This is a genomic window from Variovorax sp. VaC1 (assembly GCF_043658315.1).
Lineage (GTDB): Bacteria > Pseudomonadota > Gammaproteobacteria > Burkholderiales > Burkholderiaceae_C > Variovorax.
Map to the genome: position 1 here is coordinate 335,998 of NZ_JBIGLT010000006.1, position 23,292 is coordinate 359,289.

Annotated in this window: 20 protein-coding genes; 8 read left to right on the forward strand and 12 right to left on the reverse strand. The window is 68.0% G+C overall.

Features of this window, described 5'->3' with window-relative positions; genetic code table 11:
• Positions 1 to 14 precede the first annotated feature (14 nt).
• Both ACGLHS_RS24550 and ACGLHS_RS24555 read left to right on the forward strand, forming a co-directional pair.
• On the forward strand, positions 15 to 353 hold the full coding sequence (locus tag ACGLHS_RS24550) for a rhodanese-like domain-containing protein (RefSeq protein WP_093238919.1): 339 nt from the start codon (positions 15 to 17) through the stop codon (positions 351 to 353).
• Positions 354 to 375: 22 nt separating this feature from the next.
• Positions 376 to 1,920: a TolC family outer membrane protein gene (locus ACGLHS_RS24555; protein WP_394484024.1), complete on the forward strand. Its 1,545-nt coding sequence runs from the start codon at positions 376 to 378 to the stop codon at positions 1,918 to 1,920.
• A 138-nt stretch (positions 1,921 to 2,058) separates the two neighbouring features.
• On the opposite strand, the gene ACGLHS_RS24560 is transcribed toward ACGLHS_RS24555, so the two are convergent.
• Together ACGLHS_RS24560 and ACGLHS_RS24565 are read right to left on the reverse strand one after the other, a co-directional pair.
• A complete protein-coding gene (locus ACGLHS_RS24560) occupies positions 2,059 to 3,441 on the reverse strand; it encodes a 3-deoxy-D-manno-octulosonic acid transferase (RefSeq protein ID WP_394484026.1) in 1,383 nt (460 codons plus the stop codon).
• Between the two features lie 168 nt (positions 3,442 to 3,609).
• Entirely contained in the window at positions 3,610 to 4,992 is a 1,383-nt protein-coding gene (locus ACGLHS_RS24565; RefSeq protein ID WP_394484028.1) for a phosphomannomutase/phosphoglucomutase, read from the reverse strand.
• Positions 4,993 to 5,102: 110 nt separating this feature from the next.
• On the opposite strand from ACGLHS_RS24565, the gene ACGLHS_RS24570 reads away from it, so the two are divergent.
• Genes ACGLHS_RS24570 through ACGLHS_RS24580 form a run of 3 tightly spaced genes read left to right on the forward strand, consistent with a single transcriptional unit; the run spans position 5,103 to position 8,175 of the window.
• A complete protein-coding gene (locus ACGLHS_RS24570; RefSeq protein ID WP_394484030.1) occupies positions 5,103 to 6,698 on the forward strand; it encodes a DNA-3-methyladenine glycosylase 2 family protein in 1,596 nt (531 codons plus the stop codon).
• A 6-nt stretch (positions 6,699 to 6,704) separates the two neighbouring features.
• Positions 6,705 to 7,202: a methylated-DNA--[protein]-cysteine S-methyltransferase gene (locus ACGLHS_RS24575; protein WP_093238909.1), complete on the forward strand. Its 498-nt coding sequence runs from the start codon at positions 6,705 to 6,707 to the stop codon at positions 7,200 to 7,202.
• 34 nt (positions 7,203 to 7,236) lie between these two features.
• Entirely contained in the window at positions 7,237 to 8,175 is a 939-nt protein-coding gene (locus ACGLHS_RS24580) for a DMT family transporter (RefSeq protein ID WP_394484032.1), read from the forward strand.
• Positions 8,176 to 8,204: 29 nt separating this feature from the next.
• Here ACGLHS_RS24580 and ACGLHS_RS24585 read toward each other — a convergent pair whose 3' ends face one another.
• The 4 genes from ACGLHS_RS24585 to ACGLHS_RS24600 all read right to left on the reverse strand — a co-directional run bounded on the left by ACGLHS_RS24585 (position 8,205) and on the right by ACGLHS_RS24600 (position 12,447).
• Positions 8,205 to 8,858, reverse strand: a complete 654-nt coding sequence (locus tag ACGLHS_RS24585) for a DUF1345 domain-containing protein (RefSeq protein WP_093238906.1) — start codon at positions 8,856 to 8,858, stop codon at positions 8,205 to 8,207.
• A 37-nt stretch (positions 8,859 to 8,895) separates the two neighbouring features.
• Complete coding sequence (locus ACGLHS_RS24590) at positions 8,896 to 10,437, reverse strand: long-chain fatty acid--CoA ligase (protein ID WP_394484034.1); 1,542 nt, start codon at positions 10,435 to 10,437, stop codon at positions 8,896 to 8,898.
• Between the two features lie 5 nt (positions 10,438 to 10,442).
• Positions 10,443 to 11,582, reverse strand: a complete 1,140-nt coding sequence (locus ACGLHS_RS24595; RefSeq protein ID WP_093238902.1) for a DUF5938 domain-containing protein — start codon at positions 11,580 to 11,582, stop codon at positions 10,443 to 10,445.
• Positions 11,583 to 11,643: 61 nt separating this feature from the next.
• On the reverse strand, positions 11,644 to 12,447 hold the full coding sequence (locus tag ACGLHS_RS24600) for an SDR family NAD(P)-dependent oxidoreductase (protein ID WP_394484036.1): 804 nt from the start codon (positions 12,445 to 12,447) through the stop codon (positions 11,644 to 11,646).
• 241 nt (positions 12,448 to 12,688) lie between these two features.
• On the opposite strand from ACGLHS_RS24600, the gene ACGLHS_RS24605 reads away from it, so the two are divergent.
• Complete coding sequence (locus ACGLHS_RS24605) at positions 12,689 to 13,333, forward strand: TetR/AcrR family transcriptional regulator (protein ID WP_218121919.1); 645 nt, start codon at positions 12,689 to 12,691, stop codon at positions 13,331 to 13,333.
• 36 nt (positions 13,334 to 13,369) lie between these two features.
• Here the strand turns inward: ACGLHS_RS24605 and ACGLHS_RS24610 are convergent, their stop codons facing one another.
• Complete coding sequence (locus ACGLHS_RS24610) at positions 13,370 to 13,807, reverse strand: nuclear transport factor 2 family protein (protein WP_394484038.1); 438 nt, start codon at positions 13,805 to 13,807, stop codon at positions 13,370 to 13,372.
• 158 nt (positions 13,808 to 13,965) lie between these two features.
• On the opposite strand from ACGLHS_RS24610, the gene ACGLHS_RS24615 reads away from it, so the two are divergent.
• Positions 13,966 to 14,925, forward strand: coding sequence for a TIGR03571 family LLM class oxidoreductase (locus ACGLHS_RS24615; protein ID WP_394484040.1), 960 nt, complete (start codon positions 13,966 to 13,968; stop codon positions 14,923 to 14,925).
• A gap of 51 nt (positions 14,926 to 14,976) precedes the next feature.
• Positions 14,977 to 15,681, forward strand: coding sequence for a glutathione S-transferase N-terminal domain-containing protein (locus ACGLHS_RS24620; RefSeq protein ID WP_394484042.1), 705 nt, complete (start codon positions 14,977 to 14,979; stop codon positions 15,679 to 15,681).
• Between the two features lie 73 nt (positions 15,682 to 15,754).
• On the opposite strand, the gene ACGLHS_RS24625 is transcribed toward ACGLHS_RS24620, so the two are convergent.
• The 5 genes from ACGLHS_RS24625 to ACGLHS_RS24645 all read right to left on the reverse strand — a co-directional run bounded on the left by ACGLHS_RS24625 (position 15,755) and on the right by ACGLHS_RS24645 (position 23,104).
• Positions 15,755 to 16,918 (reverse strand): glutamate carboxypeptidase, encoded by a 1,164-nt coding sequence (locus tag ACGLHS_RS24625; protein ID WP_394484350.1) that lies wholly within the window; start codon positions 16,916 to 16,918, stop codon positions 15,755 to 15,757.
• A gap of 225 nt (positions 16,919 to 17,143) precedes the next feature.
• Positions 17,144 to 19,582: a penicillin acylase family protein gene (locus ACGLHS_RS24630; protein WP_394484044.1), complete on the reverse strand. Its 2,439-nt coding sequence runs from the start codon at positions 19,580 to 19,582 to the stop codon at positions 17,144 to 17,146.
• An 89-nt stretch (positions 19,583 to 19,671) separates the two neighbouring features.
• Positions 19,672 to 19,923 carry a hypothetical protein gene (locus ACGLHS_RS24635; RefSeq protein ID WP_394484046.1) on the reverse strand — a complete coding sequence of 84 codons (252 nt, stop codon included), beginning with the start codon at positions 19,921 to 19,923 and terminating at the stop codon, positions 19,672 to 19,674.
• 137 nt (positions 19,924 to 20,060) lie between these two features.
• A complete protein-coding gene (locus ACGLHS_RS24640; RefSeq protein WP_394484048.1) occupies positions 20,061 to 21,362 on the reverse strand; it encodes a lysine N(6)-hydroxylase/L-ornithine N(5)-oxygenase family protein in 1,302 nt (433 codons plus the stop codon).
• Between the two features lie 62 nt (positions 21,363 to 21,424).
• A complete protein-coding gene (locus tag ACGLHS_RS24645) occupies positions 21,425 to 23,104 on the reverse strand; it encodes a cyclic peptide export ABC transporter (protein WP_394484050.1) in 1,680 nt (559 codons plus the stop codon).
• Positions 23,105 to 23,292: the final 188 nt, after the last annotated feature.

The following is a 23,292-nucleotide window of genomic DNA, read 5'->3' on the forward strand; positions in this document are numbered from 1 at the left end:
GGACGGTCCACCGAATGATCGACCAAGTCCGCCCCGCCGACCTTGCCGCCTGGTTCGCCCAGGACGCCGATGCCGCCCCCGTGCTGCTCGACGTGCGCGAGCCCTGGGAGCTGCAGACGGCGAGCGTCGTGCCCCAGGGCTTCACGCTGGTCGCGATCCCGATGAACGAGATTCCCGGGCGGCTGGCCGAACTGGGCGAGGGCCATCGCATCGCCTGCCTGTGCCACCACGGCGCGCGCAGCCAGCGCGTGGCCGCCTTTCTGAGCCAGAACGGCTTTGACCAGCTCGCCAACGTGGCGGGCGGCATCGACGCCTGGTCTTCGCAGCACGACCCTTCCGTGCCGCGCTACTAGCTTCTCTCTTCAAGGACGTTCAATGCCTCCAAGGCCCCGGCTTCTGCCTCTTTCCGCAGCATTCGCAAGCGCCATTGCGTCACTGCTCGCACTGCCGGCCCAGGGCCAGACACTGAACGAACTCTATGAAGCCGCCCGCGGCTATGACGCCACCTACCAGGGCGCGCGGGCCCAGTACGAGGCCAACGTGGCGCGCGCCGCGCAGGCCAAGGCCGGCATCCTGCCCGCCGTGGGGCTCACCGCCGGCGTGACGCGCACCGACCTCGAGATCGACACCCTCACCGGCACCAGCCGCGGCACCACGCCGCGCGACTTCAACACGCAGAACGTCGGCATCAACGCCACGCAGCCGCTGTACCGGCCCGCCAACTGGGCCACCTACGAGCAGGGCAAGCGGCAGGCCGACATTGCGCAGGCGGTGCTCACCATCGCCGAGCAGGACCTGATCGTGCGCGTGAGCCAGGCCTACTTCGACGTGCTCGCAAGCACCGACAGCCTGGCGCTGGTGCGCGCGCAAAAGGTCGCCGTGGCCGAGCAGCTCGCGTCGGCCAAGCGCAACTTCGAGGTCGGCACCTCGACCATCACCGATTCGCGCGAGGCCCAGGCCCGCTACGACCTCGTGATCGCCCAGGAGATCGCGGCCGAGAACGACCTGCAGGTCAAGAAGATCGTGCTCGACCAGCTGGTGGGCCGCCCCGGCAGCGTGCCGGTGCCGCTCGCGGTGCCGGTCGTGCTGCCGACCGCGATGCCGGCGGACATCAACGCCTGGGTCGCGCAGGCCAACGACGTGCATCCGGCGATCCGGCAGGCGCGCCTTGGCCTCGACGTGGCGGGGCTCGAAGTGCAGAAGGCCCAGGCCGGGCACAAGCCCACGCTCGATGCCAACCTGGGCTACAACGTCACGCGCAATCCCACGGGCACCAGCACCAGCGCGGTGGGTACGCGCGTCAACGCCACCACCGTCGGCGTGACCTTCAACCTGCCGCTGTTCGCGGGCTTCGCCACCGAGAACCGCATCAAGGAAACGCTGGCGCTCGAAGACCAGTCGCGCAGCGTGCTCGATGGCACCCAGCGCAGCGTGGCCCAGGCCACGCGCGCGGCCTACCTCGGGCTGGTGTCGGGCGCGGGCCAGGTCAAGGCGCTCGAAGCCGCCGAGGCATCGAGCCAGAGCGCGCTCGATGCCAACAAGCTCGGCTACCAGGTGGGCGTGCGCATCAACATCGACGTGCTGAACTCGCAAAGCCAGCTGTTCCAGACCAAGCGCGACCTTGCGCAGGCGCGCTACAACGTGCTGCTGGGCAACCTGAAGCTGCGCCAGGCCAACGGCACGCTGTCGACCGACGACATGAACGCGATCAACGCGACGCTGGCGAGCAATGGCAGCGTGCCGGCCGTGCCCGCAGCCATCACGTCGACGCCCGACCGTGTGCCCGCGCCGTATGTGCCGGTCACGCCGCCGAGCATTCCGGTGATTCCGCCAGTGCCGCTGCAGCCGTTCAATCCGCCTGCGCCGGTGATGCCTTCGGCGCCTGTGCCGCCGGTGATCCTGAATCCGCCGGTGCGCTGAGGCGCGCGTTCGCGGTCTTTCTCCCTCCCCTTCCGGGGGAGGGCCGGGGTGGGGGCCAGCGGCGCTTCCATCGCGAGCGCCGTCGAGCCCCCATCCCAACCTTCCCCCAGAGGGGGAAGGAGTGAAGACAAAGGCCGATCAGTCCAGCGTGGGTTCCGCTCTGGGTGGCTCGCTCTCCAGCGGTGCGCTGGCAGTGGCCACGGGCTCGGCAGCCTGCGCAATCGCCAGCACCGCAGCCGCCGTGCGTTCTGCGGCGCCACGGTTCGATGACGAAAACGCCAGCGCGGCCTGTGCCATGACAGCGCGCCGCTCGGGGTTCTCGACCAGCTTCAACGCCGCCGTCACCGCCTGCTCCATGCCTTCGACACGCAGCGATGCGCCCGCCGCGAGCGACAGTTGCGCCGCCTCCGCGAAGTTGAAGGTCGACGGTCCCATGATCACCGGGCAACCGCAGGCCGCCGGCTCGATCAGGTTCTGCCCACCCAGCGGCTCGAAGCTGCCGCCCAGCAGCGCCACGTCGGCCAGGCCGTAGTACAGCGCCATTTCGCCAAGCGAATCGCCCAGCCAGATCTCTGCGTCGGTCGGCTGCCCCGCCGCGCTGCGGCGCGCAACCGCAAAGCCTTCGGCCTCGATCAGCGCAGCCACTTCGTCAAAACGTTGCGGATGGCGCGGCACGATCATCCATTGCACGTCGTGCACACGCTTGGCGATCGAACGGATCGCGCCCTGCTCGGGTGGCACGGGCGAGGTCGCGCCGAAGCGCTTGAGCACTTCGAGCAGCAGCCGCTCTTCGCCGTCGCGCGAGCTGGCGAGCACCACCATCGGCCGCGGCAGATGCTCGCGCAGCGACACCGCCGTGGCCAGTTGCCGCGTGTCGGGCGTGGCGTCGAACTTGAGGTTGCCATAGACGCCGGCCACCTTGGCACCGAGCGACACCAGACGGTGCGCGTCGGCTTCGGTCTGCGCCCACACGGCGGTGAGCGCCGAGTACGCGGGCCGCGCCAGCCATGCGAGCCGTTCGGCCGCCGCCAAGGATTTTTCGTTGAGCCGCGCGTTGGCCAGCACCAGCGGGATGCGGCGCTCGGCACAGGCCGCAGCCATTTCTGGCCAGACCTCGGTTTCCATCAGCACGCCGATCTGCGGCTGGAACTTGTCGAGAAAGCGCGCCACGGCACCGGGCGTGTCCCACGGCTGCCAGACCTGTGTGTCGCCCGGTTCGAGCAGCTTGGCGCCCTCTTCGCGGCCCGTGGCCGTGCCGTGCGTGAGCAGGATCGGCACGCCCGGGTACTGCCGCCGCAGCTCGGCGATCAGGATGGCGGCGGCACGCGTTTCGCCGAGCGAGACGGCGTGCACCCAGCATTGGGCGTGGCCCGTGATGCTCTCGTCGTAATGGCCGAAGCGCTCTTCGACGGCCACGCCATAACCCGGCTCGGCCTGCGCCCGGCGCCGCAGCTTGCGGCGCACGAGGGGTTGCACAACAGTGGTGAAAGCGCCGTAGAGACGCAACAAGATAGAACGCACGGGCTTAACGCTCCATCACGCGATGGCGAAGCTCGCAACGCGTGAAACCGAAGCGGCCCTCTGCGCCAGGGATACCGTGGAACCGGCTTTGCCGGGCCACTGGTATCGCCCCCTGGAAGGGGGTTGGCGTAGCGACACGAAGTGCGCGAAGACTGGGGGTCATCCTGTTCAGTGTGAAGCTTCGGCCAGCTTGGCGTCGGGCTTGACCGTTCGCAGCAGCGCCAGCATCTCGGTTTCGATGCGCTTGAGCGCCGCGTCGGTCTGGCCTTCGAAGCGCAGCACCAGCACGGGGGTGGTGTTGGAAGCGCGGATCAGGCCGAAACCATCGGGCCAGTCCACGCGCAGGCCGTCGATGGTCGAAACCTTCGCCGGGGCCGCGAAGTTCGCGCCCTTCACGAGCTTGTCGACCACGGCGTGCGGCTCGCCTTCGGCGCACGCCACGTTGAGCTCGGGCGTCGAGAAGCTGGTGGGCAGCGCGTTGAGCACATCGCTCGCGTTCGGGCTCTTGCTCAGGATCTCGAGCAGGCGGCAACCGGCATAGGTGCCGTCGTCGAAGCCGAACCAGCGCTCCTTGAAGAAGATGTGGCCGCTCATCTCGCCGCCCAGCGGCGAATCGATTTCCTTCATCTTCGCCTTGATGAGCGAGTGGCCGGTCTTGAAGATCATCGGCACGCCGCCCGCGGCCTCGATGGCCGGTGCCAGGCGCTGCGAGCACTTCACGTCGTAGACGATGGTGCCGCCCGGCACCCGCGACAGCACGTCCTGTGCAAAGAGTTGCATCTGGCGGTCGGGAAAGATGTTCTGGCCGTCCTTGGTGACGATGCCCAGGCGGTCGCCGTCGCCGTCGAAGGCCAGGCCCAGTTCGGCATCGCCCTTGGCGAGCGCGGCCATCAGGTCCTTGAGGTTCTCGGGCTTGCTCGGATCGGGGTGGTGGTTGGGGAAGTCGCCGTCGACCTCGCTGAACAACTCGGTCACCTCGCAGCCGATGGCGCGGAAGATGGCCGGGGCCGTGGCGCCCGCGATGCCGTTGCCGGAATCGACCACGATCTTCATGGTCCGGGCCAGCTTGATGTCGCCTGCAATGCGCTTGACGTAGGCGTCGGTCACGTCGACCTTGCGCACGCTGCCGCCGGGGGCGAGCTTGGCGCTGCCCTCTTCCATGGTCCTGCGCAGGCCCTGGATCTCGTCGCCGTAGATCGCGCGGCCGGCCAGAACCATCTTGAAGCCGTTGTAGTCCTTGGGGTTGTGGCTGCCCGTGACCTGGATGCCGCTGGAGGCCAGCGTGTGGGCCGCGAAGTACAGCAGCGGGGTGGTGACGGCACCCACGTCGATCACTTCGATGCCGGTGGCCACCAGGCCCTTGATGAGTGCTTCGACCAGCGCCGGGCCCGACAGGCGGCCATCGCGCCCCACGGCCACGGACTTTTCGCCGGCGGCGCGGGCGGCGCTGCCAAAGGCCCGGCCGAGCGCTTCGGCCACTTCGGCATCGAGAGTGACGGGCACGACGCCGCGAATGTCATAGGCCTTGAAGATCGAAGCGCTGAGCTGCATGAAAGGCGTTTCCCTGTTGGATTTGGAACGGGGCATTGTAGGCAACGCTCCACGGGCCCATATGTCCGAAAACGGCCAGTTGAAACGAGTCGAAACCGTATCATTTGCCCATGCCTACCACCCACGCCCCCACCGAAGCGCTCGAGAGCGACGCCTGCTACCTGGCGATGAAGACGCACGACGCGCGCTTCGACGGGTCGTTCTTTACCGCCGTGACGTCCACCGGCATCTATTGCCGGCCGGTCTGCCGCGTCAAGCTGCCGCGGCGCGAGAACTGCCGGTTCTTCCGCCACGCGGCCCAGGCCGAGGCCGCGGGCTTCCGCCCCTGCCTGCGCTGCCGGCCCGAACTGGCGCCCCGCGCGGCCAGCTGGTCGACCGAAGACGCCTCGCGCATCCTGGCGCTGCAGGCGGCCCGGCTGATCGACGAACCCGATGCATGGTCCGAAGAAGGCCCCGGCGCAGCGCAGATCGCGGCGCGGCTGGGCGTGAGCGACCGCCACCTGCGGCGCATCTTCGAGGCGCAGTTCGGCGTGTCCCCATTGCAATACCTGCAGACGCGCCGCCTGCTCGCCGCCAAGCAGCTCATCGCCGACACGCGGCTGCCGATGACGCAGGTGGCGCTGGCCAGCGGCTTCGCCAGCGTGCGCCGCTTCAATGCGGCCTTTGTCGAGCACTATGGGCTCAACCCGAGCGCGCTGCGGCGCGCGGGCGGTGCCACCGCCGAGGGCGGCGGGGGCAAGGCCATCGAGGTGCGGCTCGGCTTCCGGCCGCCCTACGACGTGAGCGCGATGCTCGGCTTCTTCGCGCGCAGGGCGTTGCGCGGCGTCGAGGTCGCCTCGACCGCCGACGGCAAGGAGCCCACCAAGGGCAGCACGCCCACCTACGTGACGCTCGCCCGCACCCTGCGCGTATCCCAGGGCGGACAGATGCACGCCGGCTGGCTGCAACTGCGCTTCGACATCGAGCGCGAGCAAATGCTGCTGTCGGTGAGCGATTCGCTCGCGGCGGTGCTGCCCATCGTCATCAGCCGCGCACGCGCCATGCTCGACCTCGATGCCGAGCCGATGGCCATCAATGCCGCACTGCATGCCGCCTTTCCGCATGGCGACGGGCTGCGCGTGCCGGGCACGGTCGACGGCTTCGAGCTGGCGGTGCGCGCGGTGCTGGGCCAGCAGATCACGGTGGCTGCGGCGCGCACGCTGGGTTCGCGGCTGGTCGAGGCCTTCGGCGAGCCCATCGCCACGCCCATCGACGGCCTCAACCGTCTGTTTCCCACACCCGCCGCCATTGCAGCGGCAAGCGGCGATGCGCTGGGCCAGCTCGGCATCGTGCGCCAGCGGCAGACCGCGCTGCAGGCCATCGCCCGCGAAGTTGCCGCCGGCAAGCTCGCCCTGCATGCGGGCGCCGACGTGCCATCGACCATCGCCGCGTTGCAGGAGCTGCCCGGCATCGGCGCCTGGACCGCGCAGTACATCGCGATGCGGGCCCTGCGCTGGCCCGACGCCTTCCCGGCCGGCGACGTCGCGCTGCAGAAGGCGCTGGGCGTCACCACCGCCCGCGCGGCCAGCGAAGCCTCGCAGGCCTGGCGGCCCTGGCGCAGCTACGCTGTGCTGCGTGCCTGGCACGCGCCCTCGCCTTCCACGGTTGTCGCCGAACCGGTTGCCTCCGAATCTCCCATCATCACCACGGCAGGCCTCACCGCCTGAAATGTCATGAAGTTCAAGAGCAAAGTCATCTACACCTCGCACATCGACACGCCGCTGGGCGGCATCACGATGGCGGCCACCGACCAGGGCCTGGCCGGCGTCTGGTTCGACCAGCAACGCCACTGGCCCGACACCACGGGCTGGATTCCGAAGGACGACCACCCCGCGCTGGTCGAAGCCGCCGCGCAACTGCGCGACTACTTCGCCGGCAAGCGCGACCGCTTCGACATGAAGCTCGACCTGTCGCACGGCACCGCGTTCCAGCAGAGCGTGTGGCAGCAGCTGCTGGCCATTCCGGCCGGCGCGACCACGAGCTACGGCGCGCTCAGCGTCAACGTGGGCAACCCGGCCGCCGTGCGCGCGGTGGGCGCGGCCGTGGGGCGCAACCCGATCAGCGTGATCGTGCCCTGCCACCGCGTGCTCGGCGCCGACGGTTCGCTGACCGGGTACGCTGGCGGGCTGGATCGCAAGACGGCGCTGCTCGAACTCGAAGGGGCGCTGTAAGCACCTGCCGCCGCAGAACCTGGACGAAAGACGCATGACCACAACGAACAACAGCACCGTCGCCGCCCCCGCAAACGCCACCTCCTGGGTCGTCGACCTGGTGCTGCTGGGTGCACTCTGGGGTGCGTCTTTCCTCTTCATGCGCATCGGCGCGGCCGAGTTCGGCGCACTGCCGACGGCCGCCGTGCGGGTGGCGATTGCCGCGCTGTTCCTGCTGCCGATCGCGCTGCTGCGCGGCCAGGGGCCGATGCTTGCGAAGCACTGGAAGACCAGCTGCGTGGTCGGCGTCTTCAATTCGGGCATGCCGTTCGCGCTGTTCTGCTTCGCACTGCTGACCATCAACAGCGGCCTTGCCGCCGTGCTCAATGCCACGACGCCGATGTTCGGCGCGCTGGTGGCCTGGGCCTGGTTCCGCGAGCGGCCCAATGGCTCGCGCCTCGTCGGCCTCGTGATCGGCTTTGCCGGCGTCGCCATGCTCGCCAGCCGCAGCGCCGGCCTGCATGCGGGTGCCAGCGGCCATGCGGCGCTGTGGGCGGTGCTCGCCTGCCTGGGTGCGTGCCTGTGCTACGGCATCTCGGCCAGCGCCACGCGCCGCCACCTGAGCGGCGTTCCCGCGCTGACCACCGCCACCGGCAGCCAGATCGGTGCCACCGCGTTCCTTGCCCTGCCCGCCATCTGGCTGTGGCCCGCGCAGATGCCCAGCCTGCGTGCCTGGCTCGCGCTGCTGGCCCTGGGCATCGCCTGCACCGGCGTGGCCTACATCCTGTTCTTTCGCCTGATCGAGCGCGCCGGCCCGGCCCGCGCGCTGACCGTCACCTTCCTTGTGCCGGTGTTCGCGCTCTTCTATGGCGCGGTCTTCCTGAACGAGAGCATCACGCAGTGGATGCTGACCTGCGCGGTGGTGATCGTCTGCGGCGTGGCCCTCTCGACCGGCATCGTCAAACTGGGGCCCACGCGCAAGGCCGCGACCTGAGCGCGCGCGGCCCGAGGTGAGTCAGGCAGTCAGATCGCCCCGGCCACCACGTTGACCGAAAGCGCCAGCACCAGCATGTTGAAAGCGAACGACAGCACGCTGTGCATCAGCGTGATGCGCCGCATCTCGCGCGAGGTCGCCTGCACGTCCGACACCTGCGAGGTCATGCCGATCACGTACGAGTAGTAGAGAAAGTCGAAGTAGTCCGGCTCGTCCTTGCCCGGAAAGTCCAGGCCGCCGTCGGGCGAGCCGCCCTTGCGGTCGATGTAGTAGCGGTGCGCGTAATGGAACGCGTAGATCGAATGCATCATGAGCCACGACCCCACCAGCGCCACCAGCCCGAGCGCGATGTGGCCGGCCCGCGCGATGCCGTCCATCTGCTTGACCTCCTGCAGCATCATCGCGATGGCCACCACGCTCACGCCGACCGCCACCAGCATCGAGACCAGGATCACGATGTTGGGCTGGTCGAGCAACTGCGCCCGCTCGCGCGTGCGCTTCGCATCGAAGGTGTCGGCCAGCCACCACGTCAGCACCTGGTAGACCAGCACGCCCGCGCACCAGCCGGCCAGGCCGCGCGCCGTCATGCCAAGGGGCCAGGGCACCGACGCGACGGCAATGCCGACCACGCCGCCATAGAGAAGACGCTGGGGCCCGGTGGTGGTGGAGAGATGTTGGCGCATGCGGCACTGTAGCGCCGCACACCTGCGCGCACCGTTGTCAGTGCGGCGAAGGCGGCAGCAGCGCGGCGCGCACTTCCTTCTTCAGCACCTTCCCCACCTTGGAGCGCGGCAGGTCGACCCACACCTCGATCTGCTTGGGCGCCTTGACGCTGCCGATGCGTGCCTTGACGAAGGCCTTGATGTCTTCCGCGTTCACCTGCCGGCCGGCGTGCAGCTGAAGCACCGCCACCACGCGCTCGCCCCACTTCTCGTCGGGCAGGCCGACGACGGCGCTGTCCTGCACGTCGGGGTGCTGCATCAGCACCTGCTCGACCTCGGCGGAGTAGACGTTGAAGCCGCCCGAAATGATCATGTCCTTCGCGCGGTCGACGATGTAGAGAAAGCCGTCGGCATCCAGGTAGCCGATGTCGCCCGTGTGGTGCCAGCCGTGGCGCGAGGCCTCTTGCGTGGCCTTCGGGTCTTTGTAGTAGCCGAGCATCACGAGCGAGCCGCGCACCACGATCTCGCCGCTTTCGCCGGTGGGCAGCAGCATGCCGTCGCCGTTCATCACGCCGACCTGCACCAGCGGGCCGGGCCGCCCCGCCGAAGCCAGCCGATGCCGCGCCACGGTGCCGTCGGCATTGAAGTGCTCGCGCGGCGACATCATCGAGATCATCATCGGCGCCTCGGTCTGGCCGAACAGTTGCGCCATGACCGGGCCGATCTTCTGCAGCGCCTCTTCCAGCCGCGCGGCCGACATGGGCGCGGCGCCGTACCAGAAGCACTGCAGCGAATCGAGCTTCGTCTCGGCGAGCTTCGGATGCTGCAGCAGCATGTAGATCAGCGTCGGCGGCAGGAAGGTGTGGGTGATGCGGTGCCGCTCGATCAGTTCGAGGAACTCGCCCAGGTCGGGCTTCGGCATGATCACTACCTGCCCGCCCAGCGCCATCACCGGCAGGCACAGCACGCCGGCCGCATGCGTGAGCGGTGCGAGCGCAAGGTAGGCCGGCCGCCCTTCGAAGGGGTAGCCCATCAGCGTCAGCGCCGACATGGCTTCGAGGTTGCGGCCCGAGAGCATCACGCCCTTGGGCTGGCCGGTGGTGCCGCCGGTGCCGGCGATCATTGCCACGTCGTCGATCACCGGCACGTCGATGGGCGCATCGCTTGCATCGGCGAGCCATTGGTCGAGCGAAGGGGCAAAGGGCATCGGCTTGTCGATGCACACCAGCGTCGTCACCTTGGGCAGGTCGGCGCGCATCTGCTCGACCAGCGGTGCGTAGTTGCTGTGGAAGATCAGGCAACTGCAGTCGAAGGCATCGAGCACGAAGCGGTTTTCGGCCGCCTCGTTGCGCGGGTTGATCGGGCACCACACGGCCGCCGCGCGCGAGAGCCCGAAGACGCAGGCGAACGCGACCGGGTCGTTGCCCGACAGCACCGCCACCTTGCTGCCCGGCGCGATGCCGCTGCGCTGCAACGCGCGGGCCACGCGGTGGCTGAGCCGCTGCACGTCGCCGTACGAAAGCCGCGTGTCGCCCATGCCCAGGCAGGGCGCGTCGGTGCCGAGCGAGGCACCCTTGTCCAGGTAGTCGACGAGGCGCATCGGGGTCAGCCCATCCGCGTGAGCACGGGCTCCTGCACGAGCCCGAAGCTGCGCAGCGCGCCCAGCAACTCATGGTGCCCGAAGGCCTGGCACCCCGACGCGAAGCCGACGCGCCGCGGCGCCTGCTGCAGCAGCGAGGCTGCCGCGAAGGCCTGCAGCAAGCCGGTCTGCTTGTAGTTGCAGTTGCCGAAGATCACGCAGTGCACGCGGCCCAGCGGACCGGAGGCATGCACCGAATCGACGGACTTGTTGATGCGCGGGTTCTCGCGCGGGGGCATGGTGTTCATCACGCCGGCGGCTGTCTGGGCCAGGGCGGCATAGCGGTCTTCCTCGTTCATGCCTTCGGTGGCCTTGAGCGCGGCGGCCACGATCTGCGGCACGCCCAGCATCAGCGGCTTGTTGAAGACGCCGCCGAGCACCTTCACGTTGGCCACGCGCGGATCGCGCTTGAACCACACCGGGTGCGAGGTGCCGCCCCACGGCAACGCCAGCGCTGCCTCGTGCTGGCCGGGAATCGACAGGTGGTAGAGGCCCGCGTCGGGTTGCCATTCCACGTACGCGTTCTGCTCCAGGTAGTAGGCCTTGGACGTGGCCGCATTGACCAGGATGGTCTGGGTCGATGCGATGGTCGGGCTGCCGCCCCAGAACACGGCGATGTCGAGCGTGTCGAGGCCGGGTGTTTCCAGGCACAACTGCGCCGCGATTTCGCCGGTGGTGTACATCTGCGCCAGGCCGGGCGAAAGCAGCAGGCCCGCGGCAGCGAACTTGGCGCCGTACTTCTCATCGAGCGTGATGAGCCAGTCCTGCTCGCCCGTGGTGTCGGTGTAGTGGCAACCGGCGGCAAGGCAGGCTTCGACGACCTCGGGGCCGAACTTGGCGAAGGGCCCCACCGTGTTGAGCACCACCGAGGCGCCGGTGAAAAGCTCGGTGAGCGCCGCCAGCGAATGCGCCACCTCCACCACCTCGTAGTTCGCGGTCTCGATGCCGGGCACGTTCGACTTCATCGCCGCGTCCAGCTTTTCCTTGCTGCGGCCCGCGGCGATGAAGGGGATGTTGTACTCGCGCAGGTACTCGCAGATCAGCCGCCCGGTGTAGCCCGAGGCGCCGTACACGATCACCGGCTTCTTCTTGTTGTTGCTGCTCATGTTGTCTCTCCTGTTTGTCTGGTGTGTGAGTTGTCGTGTGTGCGCACGGTGCGTGCCGTGCTCACATGCCCATGCCGCCGTCCACCGCGAGCCCCGCGCCGGTGATGAACCTGGCGGCGTCGGAGCAGAGGAAGACCACCACGTCGGCCATGTCGCCGACCTCGCCGAGGCGGCCCAGCGGCGTCTGGCCGATCACGTCGCCCACGGCCGCTTCAACGCTGGGCGCGAGCCCGGCGGCCACGATGTCGTTGGCGAGTTTCATGCCCATGTCGGTCGGCACCAGCCCGGGGTAGATGCAGTTCACGCGCACGCCGTAGCCCAGCTTGCCCGACTCCATGGCCGCGACGCGCGTGGCGCGGTCGACGGCCGACTTGGTAGCGGAGTAGCCGGCGATGGCCGGGAACGCGATGGTTGCCGCGACCGATGCGATGTTGACCACCGCACCACCACTGCCCGCGCTGCCGCCCGGACGCATCGCGCGAAACGCGTGCTTCATGCCGAGCAGCGTGCCGGCCACGTTCACGTCGAGCATGCGGCGCAGGTCGTCGCCGTTGACGTCGATCACCAGCGAGGTGATCTCGATGCCGGCGTTGTTCACGAGGATGTCGAAGCCGCCCAGCTCCTTGACGGTGGTCTCCACGGCCGAAGCCCAGTCGCCGTCTTTCGTCACGTCGAGCGGAACGAAACCCACCTTCGCGCCTGAAGAAGAAAGCCGGGTGGCGGTCTCTCGCCCCAGGTCGGCGAGCACGTCGCCGATCATCACGGACGCGCCGGCAGCCACCAGCGCTTCGGCAATGCTCGCACCAATGCCGCGCGCACCACCCGTCACCAGGGCCTTGCGCCCTTTCAAGTCGAACTTGGCCATCACTTGTCTCCTGTGGATATGTTGTGAGATGGAGCGGTCATCCTAGAAATCGACTTGACGTGTGTCAAGTTTTTATTTGACGACTGTCAAATTTCCTAGAATGACATGCGTGGCATACCGGATGCGGGTTCTCCCGCTTGCATGCTATGGTTTGAAATCACAAAGAAACATGGAGGCCGGCAGACATGCGGCCTCGCCAGAAATGACGACACATCAACGGGCAAAGAAACACGCCGAACGAGTGCCCAAGGCACGGGTCGACAAGTTCTCGGAACGGCGCGCCGAACTCGGCGAAGCCGCACTGACCACGCTGGCCGCACTGGGCTATGCACGCACCAGCCTGCGCGAGATCGCGCAGAACTCCGAGTTCTCGCACGGCGTGCTGCACTACTACTTCAGCGACAAGGTCGACCTGATCATCTGCAGCGTCAAGCAGTACAAGGCGCGTTGCGTGAAGCGCTACGACCACGCGGTGGAAAGCGCCAGCACCTTCGACGAACTGATGGAAGGCTTCCTGCAGAGCCTGGCCGACACGCTGCGCGACGAAGGCCACGTGCATCGCCTCTGGTATGACCTGCGCTCGCAGGCGCTTTTCGAAGAGGCTTTTCGCACCGACGTCGTCCAGATCGACAAAAGCCTGGAAGACATGATCTGGCGCATCATGAGCCGCTTCGCCGAACTCTCCGGCGAGCCTCCCGGCATGCCGCCTTCGGCCACCTACGCGCTGTTCGACGGGCTGTTCCAGCAGGCGCTGCTCAAGCACCTGTCGGGCGATGCCAAGGCAATTGCCGACATGCAGGCGGATGTGCGGCAGTCGATCACGCGGCTGTTCGCCGCGTCGGTACCGAAGGCAGCCCCCGCGGCCGCGCGCAAGCGCCGCGCCTGAGCCGTTCAAAGCCCGAGCCGCAGGCGCCACAAACGCCTACGGTGTCGCGCGGTCGCTGATGGCCATCAGCGACTGGAAGCCCGTCCACCCCCAGTACACCCGGTGATGCGTGATGAGCCCATGCGCAACATCCATCACCTCGACCAGATCGATCTGATCGCCCTGCGGCGTTGCGCGCGGGTACTCCCAGGTGAGCTGCCGCCCGTTCGAGAAAAAGGTGCCGGTGCGATACCAGCGCCCCAGTTCGCCCGGCAGCTTGCGCAAGCCCGCATCGAAGAAGGCATGGATCGCAGCCTTTCCTTCGAGCATGCCCACCTTCTTGTCGCGCAGCGTGGCAAGGATGAGCGGGGTCTCGAGGATGGCGTCTTCGGCGTAGAGCGCCATCAGGCCGTTGATGTCGCGCGACACCACCGTGTGGTGCCATTGCTCGTAGATGCGGCGGATGTCCGCTTCGGTGTTGTCGTCGTCGTGCATGCGTGTGTGCGCCTCTGTACGAGGGCTCGTTGATGAGGGCCCAGTCTGCAAGACTCGGGTGCAGAACGCTTCGCCCCACGACGAAACGTGGCATGCGATCGATGCGATCATCTTCGCAAGCAAGCAAGCAAGCAACGCCTCACGAATTCCACGCCCCCATGACCGAGTTCAACCGCGCCTACCGGCAGACCCTTCTTGCCGGTCGCCTCACCCTGGGCCTGATGACGCCCGCCGCACGCGCCAACGGCGCCATGGCCGACATCGACCTCGAGCGCCGCATCGCACAGCGCGCCGACCAGCTCGGCTTTGCGGCCCTGTGGACGCGCGACGTGCCCGTCATGGTGCCGCAGGGCGAAGAAATCTCCGTGCTCGACGAACCCTTCCTCTGGCTCGCCACGCTGGCCGCTTCGACGCAGCAGATCGCGCTCGGCACGGCGGCGGCGGTGCTGCCGCTGCGCCACCCCTTGCACGTGGCCAAGGCCGCGTTGTCGTTGAACCGCCTGTCGCAAGACCGCTTCATCCTGGGCCTCGGCTCGGGCGACCGCGAAGCGGAATTCGCGATCTTCAAGCAAGACATCGCACTGCGCGCCGAGACCTTTCGCGAGCGATGGAACATGGTGCGCTCGGCGCTGTCGCCCGACGCAGCCGGGCGTGCCGCGCTGCACGAAGCCACGGGCGGCTACGACCTGATGGCTCCGCCCGCCACGCGCATCGGCATGCTGGTGGTGGGCTCGGCGCGCCAGTCGCTGCAATGGACGGCCACCCATTCGGACGGCTGGGCCACCTACCACCGCGACGAAGCGCGCCAGCAGGGCCGCATCGGCCTGTGGCAATCGGCCTTGCGCGAGCGCGCGGGCAGCGAGCCCAAGCCCTTCGTGCAGTCGCTGCAACTCGATCTGCTGCAGCGGGCCGATGCACCGGCCGAGCCCATCGAACTGGGCCTGCGCACGGGGCGCGATGCGCTGGTCGGCTATCTCGACCGCATGGAAGACGCGGGCGTGAGCCACGTGCTGCTGAACCTCGTGCGCGGGCCGCGCCCGGCGATGGAGGTGATCGACGAACTCGGGCGTGACGTACTGCCGCGCCTGCAAGGCCATGCGCGCGCGCCGGTGGCCTGACACGGGCAGAATCCGGCGCTCTTGCCGCCATCTTTCTCAAGGAACCTACCCATGACCGATCTCTCGAGCTTCCCCATCACGAAGAAGTGGCCCGCGCAGCACCCCGACCGGCTGCAGCTCTATTCACTGCCCACGCCCAACGGCGTGAAGGTGTCGATCATGCTGGAAGAAACCGGCCTGCCCTACGAGCCGCACTTCGTGAGCTTCGAGACCAACGACCAGATGTCGCCGGAGTTCCTGTCGCTCAACCCGAACAACAAGATCCCCGCGATCGTCGACCCCAACGGCCCGGGCGGAAAGCCGCTGGCGCTGTTCGAGTCCGGTGCGATTCTTCTGTACCTTGCCGAGAAGACCGGCAAGCTCATTCCGCAAGACGCCGCCGGCCGCTACGAAACCATCCAGTGGGTGATGTTCCAGATGGGCGGCATCGGCCCGATGTTCGGCCAGCTCGGTTTCTTCAACAAGTTCGCGGGCAAGGAATACGAAGACAAGCGCCCGCGCGACCGCTACGTTGCCGAGTCGAAGCGCCTGCTCGGCGTGCTCGACAAGCGCCTGGCCGATCGCGCATGGATCATGGGCGACACCTTCACGATCGCCGACATTGCATCGTTCCCGTGGATTCGCAACCTCATCGGCTTCTACGAAGCGGGCGACCTGGTCGGCTTCAAGGACTTCAAGAACGTTGCACGCGCGCTCGAAGCCTTCGTCGCGCGGCCGGCAGTGGTCAGCGGCCTGACCATCCCGAAGAAGGGCTGACCCGGCCCATTCCAAGGGCACCGCGGAACCGGCTTTGCCAGCCGGCCCGCAGGTGCCGTGCGGTGCGTGCCGCCTAGTTGGCCGACAGGTCCATCAGCATGCGCGAGAGCAGGTAAAGGCGCGGCACCACGCTCTCGACCTCCGCATATTCTTCCGGCGTGTGGATGCCGCCACCCACGATGCCGAATCCGTCGAGCACCGGCACGCCGACACCCGCCACCAGGCTGGCATCGGCCGCGCCGCCGCTGCTCTCGATGGTGAGCTTCTTGCCGATCTCCGCGTAGATGCCTTCGGCCATCGCCACCAGCTTGTCGGACGAAGGCAGGCGCGGCATGGGCGGCAGGCCACGGCTCAGACGCACGCGCACCTCGGAATCGGGGATGAGCTTGTTCTGCGCGATGCGCACCATGTCTTTCTCGACGCGATCGAACTCCTCCGGCGTGGCCACGCGCACGTCGGCCTTGGCGCTTGCGGTGGCAGGAATCACGTTGGTCGGCCCGTTGGCGGTGAGCACCGTGAAGTTGACCGTGGTCTTCTTCACCGGGTCCGCCGTCTTCGACAGTTGCAGCACCTGGTGCGCCACTTCCATCGCCGCATTGCGGCCCGCCTCGGGCGCCACGCCCGCATGCGCCGCCACGCCCTTCACCTCCAGCAGCGCCGTCGCCGAGCCCTTGCGCTCGACCACGAGGCCGTCGGCCGGGCGGCCCGGTTCCAGGTTGAGCGCCACGTCGTGCTGCTTGGCCACGCGCTCGATGAGCGCGCTGGTGCCGACCGAGCCGACTTCTTCGTTGGTGTCGAGCAGGAAGGTGATCTGCCCATAGTCCTTGAAGCCGATCTGCTGCAGGATCTTCAACGCATAGAGGCCGGCCACCACGCCGCCCTTGTCGTCCATCACGCCGGGGCCGTAGGCGCGGCCGTCCTTGATGTAGAACGGCTTGGCCGCCGCCGTGCCTTCCTTGAACACGGTGTCCATGTGGGCCAGGATCAGGATCTTCTTCTTGCCTTGGCCGGTCAGCGTCGCGACCACGTTGGTGCCGGGGTGCGGCTCGGCCGGAAAGGTCTCGATGCGCGCGCCGAGCTTGCGCAGTTCCTCGACCGCCATCTCGCGCACCTTGGCGAGGCCTTCGGTGCTGGCCGAGCCGGAGTCGATGTTGACCATGCGCTCCAGCATCTTCAACGCGCCGTCCTTGCTCTGCGTGGCCGCATCGAGCACACCCTGGTGCGGCTTCTGCGCCATCGCCTGGCCCGCGAGCAGCGCACATGCCAGCACCGCGCCGTGGCAGGCGGTGCGCGCCCACCGGGGCGCGAGGTTGCGGGCGAAAGACGTGGGGCGCGTTTGAATCTTCATGGGGTCCGTTCTGTGTTCGTTCTGTGAAGGAGGAAGAAGCCGATGCGAAGAAAGGCGCGGCAGGCTATCACCCGCGTTGCGGGCGGGTCAAGCCGCGGGCCGCGCGCCCATTCATCAAGGCCGAACGGTCACGCGCCGCAGCAGCGGATCGCGTGCGATGTCTTCCTCGCGGAACGGAAAGCGCAGCCAGTCCTTTCTTGCATAGCGCGCCACGGATGCAAGTCCCGGGCCATTCGCCACCGCGGTTTCGGGCTCGCCATGCGCAAGCAGCGTGCGCGCCTGCACGCCGTGCCGGTCGAAGTACACGACCTGCAGGTAGGTATTGCCATGCGAGCGATTGCCCATGGTGTAGTCGCCGTCGTTGGCGCAAGACACCGTGAAATAGCCTTCGATGTCGCAGCCGCCGAAAAGGGGAACCTGCCGGCCTTCGCTGCGGGCGAAGCGGTGTTCGCCCAATGGCGCGTCCAGCGCCCAGCCATGCCTGGCCATGTCTTCGACCGCACCGGCCAGGGCGCGCGCCACGCGCGGGTCGGCGGCGTTGACGCCGGCCGGTGTCTGCAGCGGTGCGGCGGCCGAGAACGCCTGCGTGTAGAACTCCTGCGCGGGAATCTTCTGCAGCCTTTCCCAGAAGGCGTCCCACAGCAGCACGCCCCGGTCCTGTGCGCCGGCGCGGTTCGACCAGCGCCGGAGCACCTCACAGGCCGACCGCACATCGACCGTGCGCGGCTTGGCATCGTCGGCCGCCAACTCGACCCGCCCCGGCGCGCAGGCACCATCGAGCAGGACTGTCTTGAACTGGTCCGCGCTGTAGGAGCGGGCTTCCTGCGTCGTGCGCATCAGCCGGTCGGCCAGGCCCTTGGCGGAGCTTTCTCCCGCGCCGGCAAGCGCGCCCGCCATGCGGTGCCCCGCCTGTCCGCGCATCGACAGGGCCTGCCCTTCTCCGCCGAGGATCGACGGCAGCCCCGTCAACGGCTGCGCGGGGTTCGTGAGCCAGTAGCTGTCGTTCATGTTCGCAACGTAGTCCTCGCGCAGCAGGCTGGGCATGCGATCGACAGGCAAGGTGCCGGCCTGCACCGCGTTCCGTGCGGACTGCCACTCGCAGGCCGAACGGCTGCCGTCGAGCATCGGCGTTGCCGGATCGAGCGCGGCGAAGGCCTTCGACAGCGGGGTCGCGCAGCTTGCGCGCAGCGCGTCGGGAACACCGGGAATGGCGCCGATGTCGGCGTACCAGACCCGCCCGTCGCCGCGCCCGATGGCCGCCGTATTGACCCAAGGCATCGCCAGCTCTTCGCGCTGGATGCCGATGAACTCATCGAGCGAACGCGCCTGGTCCCATCGGAAGAAGTTGCGGAAGATGCGCCGGTTGTCGGCGTTGACGTCGCGGATGGCGATGGCCTTGTGGGCGCTCCAGCCGAGCGCGGCGTTGCGCGCGCCCAGGTCGACCACCGGGCCGAAGCGCGTGCGATAGAGCGTGCGGCGAACGAGGTCCACCGTGCCGTCGGGTCGGCGCACCGCCACGGCCAGCGGCCGGGCCTTCATGGGCTCGGCAACCCCATCGACGAGGTAGCGCGTGGGGTCGGCCGGATCCAGCGTCAGCTCGAACAGGCCGAAGCGCCGTGCGGCAGACACCGTGTGGCTCCAGGCCACGTCGTTGTTGAAGCCGATCATGACGAGCGGAATGCCGAGGAAGGACACGCCCGCCACGTCCAGCTTGCCGGGCAGCGTGAGATGCACCTGGTAGAAGCGATCCGGCCCGCCCCAGTACCAGTGCGGGTTGCCGAACAGCACGCTGCTGCCGCGCTCGCCGGTGGCGGCCTGCCCGAAGGCCAGCACGTTGCTGCCGATGCCCCGCGCATCGCCCACCGGAATGTCGAGCCTCGAGGACAGCGAGAACTTGTCTGCCGGCACGGGCGGCGCGGTGGCTGCGGGTTGGGCTTTGACGATCTCGGGGATGAAGTGCGTGTACCCACCCGCCAGCCCGGCGGCGATCATCCGGCGATACACATCTTCGGGCCCGATGGTCCGCACCCACGAGGCATTGGCACAGGCATGCAATGCGCCAGTGCGCCCCCGCTGTGATTGCAGCGAACGCACATGGCGGTTATAGCCTTCCGCATAGCCGGCAATGAGTTCATTCAGCTCGGCCGGCTGCTCACGCTTGAGCGCCTCGACCGCATCGTTGCCCGCGAACGCCTGGAAGAAAAAATCCAGATCGAGGTTCGCAGCTTCGCCGAAGGTCGAGCGCGTCGCCGGCTTGCCTTCGGCGCCGAAGTACAGCGAACGCTGCCCGCTGTAGGTGACGAAGGCATCGGCCAGTGTGCACAGCGCGTCTTCGGCCTGTGCCTGGCCGTAGCCGATGCCGAGCCCTCGCCAGCTGTCGGCGCGAACATGCGGAAGGCCGTCGGCGGTGCGACGGATCTCGATCGAGGCGGCCGGCGTCGACGCCTCGCGCCGGGCCCATGCCGGCGCAGCGCCGATGAAGGTGCCCGCAAGGGCGATGGCGAGCATGCGGCGGCCCAGCGCGCAGGCGCGCAGTCTTGGTGTTGTTTTCAAGGTTTTCCCCGGGGACATGACAGGCGGGCACCGGCGATGAAGCATGTCCATCCGCGGTGCTGCCGAAAAGTTGTCGCGTCGGCGCCTGCTTATTGCAGGTCAGGGCCGTAGCGCTGCGCCTCCTCGAGCACGGGCTTGATCAAGGCGACACCGGCGAGCGCCCACAGCGTGAGCGCTTCGTCGAACGCGCGCACGTGGCGCGGGTCTTCGCCCAGCCAGTGAACGAGCTGGTCGGCATGGTCGCGTGAAGGCGCGTCGTGCAGCTGGCAAAAAAGCGCCCAGGCCATATCGAAGGCAGCCTCTGCGGAAACAGGAGTTCTGGTGACCATCGTCGACTGCATGGGTTCTGTGCCCGGGTTGGCTTCGTTCCCCTATTGACGTGGAAGCCCCGCATATGTTCATTTCGGGGACTTCCGAAGAAGCATGCGCTCACCCGATGCACGTGGCGCGGCCCGGTCCGGGCCGGCCGGCTTGCGGGCTAGACCCGGACGGCCTGCGCCTCGTCCCGCACGGCATTGCGCGCGCGTGACTGCGCGGCGAGCAACGCATTGCCGATCTCGCCCGTGCGCACGGAGGTCACCGAGAGCAGCGTGTCGCTCAGGCCATGGCTGTCTTCGCAAGCGCCCTGCAGGTAGATGCCCGGATGGAAGTCGGGCGTGGTCTTCAGGCGGTAGTAGCGATCGACGTCGTAGTCGCCCAGGTGCGGTGCGAGCGGCAGCAGCAGGTCTTTGTGCTGGTCGCGCGCATAGCCGGTGGCCAGCACCACGGCGTCGTAGCGCACCGTGCTCTCGCGTCCGGCGTCCTGGTCGAGCAACGTGAGATGAACGCCGTCGGAAGCGGCGCGCACCGCGCGCACGTCGTGCTGGCGCAGCATGCGCAAGCGGGTGCCGCGCGCCACCTTCTGGTCGTAGAAGACCTTGAAGATCTGCTGGATCAGGTCGAGGTCGGCCACCGCATAGTTGGTCTGCGAGAACTCGTCGAGCAGCGCGGCCCGCTCGTCGCTGGCGCGGCTGAACATGTAGTCGGTGAAGTCGGCGTTGAAGACTTCGTTCACGAAGGGGCTGTCGTCCGACGGCCGGATGGACCGTGCACGCATGACCAGATCGACCTGGAGCCCGCCAGCGCGCCCCTGCAGGTCCATGAAGATCTCGGCCGCGCTCTGGCCCGCACCGATGACGGCGACCCTGCGCGCCTGCGAATGGCGCGCCATGTCCTTCAGGTAGCTGCTGGAGTGGAACACCCGTCCGTCGCCCCGCAGCGCTCGGAAGCTTTCAGGAATATTCGGCGTGCCGCCAATGCTGACGACGAGGTTGCGCGCCAGCCGCTCCTGCACCCGGCCGCCCTCGCTGCGCGAGCGCACGCGCAGCAGCGACACCTCGCCGCCCTGCGTTTCGGGCAGCACCTCGAACACCTCTTCGCCGTAGCGGCAGGCGTCCTCGAACTGGCTCGCGGCCCAGCCCAGGTAGTCGTTGAACTCGTGCCGGCTCGGAAAGAAGCTCTTGAGGTTGATGAAGTCCGTCAGCCGACCCTGCTCGTGCAGGTAATTGACGAAGGTGAAGCGGCTGGTGGGGTTGCGCAGCGTCGCGAGGTCTTTCAGGAAAGAGATCTGCATGTGCGCCTGGTCCAGCAGCATGTGCGGATGCCAGGCGAAGCGGGGCTGCCGCTCGATGAACAAGGCGTCGAGCGGCTTTCCGCTGTGGCGCTTCTCATCGAGTGCGATGGCCAGCGCGACGTTCGACGGGCCGAATCCGATTCCGATCAGGTCATGGATGTGCTGCATGCGATGTCAACTCCTCTGTGCTCGGTGGCTCTGTGTAGGGATGCGGATGAACTGGCGGGGCGTCACGCGGCCAGTCCTTGCGGTGTGCGCGCCCGGTCTTCGGCGATGCGTCCGGCCTTCATGGTGATCACGCGGTCGGCCAGGTGGAAATAGCGATCGTCGTGCGAGATCACCACCAGCAGGTGGCCCTTGGCACGCAGCTCCGGAAGCAGCTCGGTGTAGAAAAGATGGCGGAAGGTCGGGTCCTGGTCGGCGGCCCATTCGTCGAACACCAGCACCGGGCGGCCTTCGAGATAGGCATGCACCAGCGCCAGCCGCTTGCGCTGGCCGGTCGACAGGTCGACGGTGCTGAAGGAGCCGTCTTTCACGCTGACCTTGTGGGCGATCTCCAGCCGCTGCAGGTAGGGCAATGCCGCCTGCGGCAGCGTGCCTTCGCCCTTGTCGCTGGCCACGAGGTCTTCGAACAGGTAGAAGTCGGAGAACACGGTGGTGAACAGCTGGCGGTAGTCGTCCCGCGCCTCGGGCGTCACGACGGCATCGTCGCGCAGCACCTCGCCCTCCTGCGGCACATAGAGGCCGAGCAGCAGCTTGATGAGGGTGGTCTTGCCCGAGCCGTTGTCGCCCACGACGAACACCATCTCGCCGCGCTGCAGCTGCAGGTCGATCGGGCCGAGCACGAAGGGCTCGCTGCCCTCGGCCGTCTCGAAGGCATAGCGCACGCCGCGCATGCCGATGCCGCGCGAGAGCGTGGCGATGCTCGGCGGGCGCTCCAGATGCAGGTGCGGCTCCGGCGTGGCGAAGCGCGCCGAAAGATCGCCGATGCGCTGGAACGCGATCTTGGCGCGGCCGACGTTCGGCAGCGCGCCGGCAATGACGTCGATCGGCCCCTTCAGGAACAGCAGCACCAGCACGAAGCCGCTGAGCACCACGGGCTCGGTGCTGCGGAACGCGGCCCAGCCGAGGATCAGCGCGATCAACAGGAAGAACAGCGCCGAACCGAAGGCGGTCGCCATCACGTAGGTGTTGATCGCGCGACCGTTGACGCGGCGGATGTCGTCGACGATGCGTTCGACCTGGCCACCGAACATGCGCGTGCGGCGGTCGCGGTGCATGCGCAGTTCTTTCGCACCTTCGCTGATCGCGCGGTAGGCCTTGTGCAGCTGGTCTTCATGCTCGCGCGCCTTCCAGAAGCCGGTCTCGGCGCGGGTCTGCGCCATGGTCTGGACCGTGGCGCCGATCACCAGCGCCACCACCAGCAGGCAGAACAGCGGCAGCGACAGGAACGCCAGGTAGGCCAGGCAGCCGAAGGCGACGGCCACCGCGATCAGCGTGGAAGACAACACGAAGGCGGCGTCGCTGATCATGTCCACGTCTTGCGACAGCACCGGCATCAGGCGGTGCGTGCGGTAGCGCTCCAGCGCGTCGATGGGCGCCGAGAGAATCTTCTGCGCGAGGCTCTTGCGCACCTGGGCCACCAGCCGCTGGCCGACGAAGTTGGTCGACACGTCCGAGGCCATGCGGCCGAACAGCGCAACGCCGCACAGCGCGATGAAGGTCAGCAGCAGGCCACCGGCCATGCCGCCGTCCTGGTTCAGCACCTGGTTGATGGTGCGCAACAGCGCGACCGTTGCGGCGCCCGCGCCGACGCCCGTGATCGCGGACAGCACGATCCACGGAAGGAATGGTTTCAGCAGGCGCCCGATTTCCCCGCGAGGGCCACTGGCGTCATTGGTGGATGTCATGCACGAACTCTTTCCGCCCCGGGAGGCGACTGCGGCCCGGTCGCGCGGAAGACCCGCGGCCGAGCCGAAAACGGCTGGAGAAAGGCCCTGCCCCCTGTGCACGGCCTGGCGGCACCACGCCACCCTTTGCATAGACGGCCGGGCCGCGCCGATGTTCATGCGAAAGATGCTGTCCGGCCGCGAATGAA

Bases quoted from the DNA above. Each gene is read 5' to 3' on its own strand.
- ACGLHS_RS24550 (WP_093238919.1), top strand. From the start codon at position 15: ATGATCGACCAAGTCCGCCCCGCCGACCTTGCCGCCTGGTTCGCCCAG.
- ACGLHS_RS24555 (WP_394484024.1), top strand. From the start codon at position 376: ATGCCTCCAAGGCCCCGGCTTCTGCCTCTTTCCGCAGCATTCGCAAGC.
- ACGLHS_RS24565 (WP_394484028.1), bottom strand. From the start codon at position 4,992: ATGCAGCTCAGCGCTTCGATCTTCAAGGCCTATGACATTCGCGGCGTC.
- ACGLHS_RS24570 (WP_394484030.1), top strand. From the start codon at position 5,103: ATGCCTACCACCCACGCCCCCACCGAAGCGCTCGAGAGCGACGCCTGC.
- ACGLHS_RS24575 (WP_093238909.1), top strand. From the start codon at position 6,705: ATGAAGTTCAAGAGCAAAGTCATCTACACCTCGCACATCGACACGCCG.
- ACGLHS_RS24580 (WP_394484032.1), top strand. From the start codon at position 7,237: ATGACCACAACGAACAACAGCACCGTCGCCGCCCCCGCAAACGCCACC.
- ACGLHS_RS24585 (WP_093238906.1), bottom strand. From the start codon at position 8,858: ATGCGCCAACATCTCTCCACCACCACCGGGCCCCAGCGTCTTCTCTAT.
- ACGLHS_RS24590 (WP_394484034.1), bottom strand. From the start codon at position 10,437: ATGCGCCTCGTCGACTACCTGGACAAGGGTGCCTCGCTCGGCACCGAC.
- ACGLHS_RS24595 (WP_093238902.1), bottom strand. From the start codon at position 11,582: ATGAGCAGCAACAACAAGAAGAAGCCGGTGATCGTGTACGGCGCCTCG.
- ACGLHS_RS24600 (WP_394484036.1), bottom strand. From the start codon at position 12,447: ATGGCCAAGTTCGACTTGAAAGGGCGCAAGGCCCTGGTGACGGGTGGT.
- ACGLHS_RS24610 (WP_394484038.1), bottom strand. From the start codon at position 13,807: ATGCACGACGACGACAACACCGAAGCGGACATCCGCCGCATCTACGAG.
- ACGLHS_RS24615 (WP_394484040.1), top strand. From the start codon at position 13,966: ATGACCGAGTTCAACCGCGCCTACCGGCAGACCCTTCTTGCCGGTCGC.
- ACGLHS_RS24620 (WP_394484042.1), top strand. From the start codon at position 14,977: ATGACCGATCTCTCGAGCTTCCCCATCACGAAGAAGTGGCCCGCGCAG.
- ACGLHS_RS24625 (WP_394484350.1), bottom strand. From the start codon at position 16,918: ATGGCGCAGAAGCCGCACCAGGGTGTGCTCGATGCGGCCACGCAGAGC.
- ACGLHS_RS24635 (WP_394484046.1), bottom strand. From the start codon at position 19,923: ATGCAGTCGACGATGGTCACCAGAACTCCTGTTTCCGCAGAGGCTGCC.
- ACGLHS_RS24640 (WP_394484048.1), bottom strand. From the start codon at position 21,362: ATGCAGCACATCCATGACCTGATCGGAATCGGATTCGGCCCGTCGAAC.
- ACGLHS_RS24645 (WP_394484050.1), bottom strand. From the start codon at position 23,104: ATGACATCCACCAATGACGCCAGTGGCCCTCGCGGGGAAATCGGGCGC.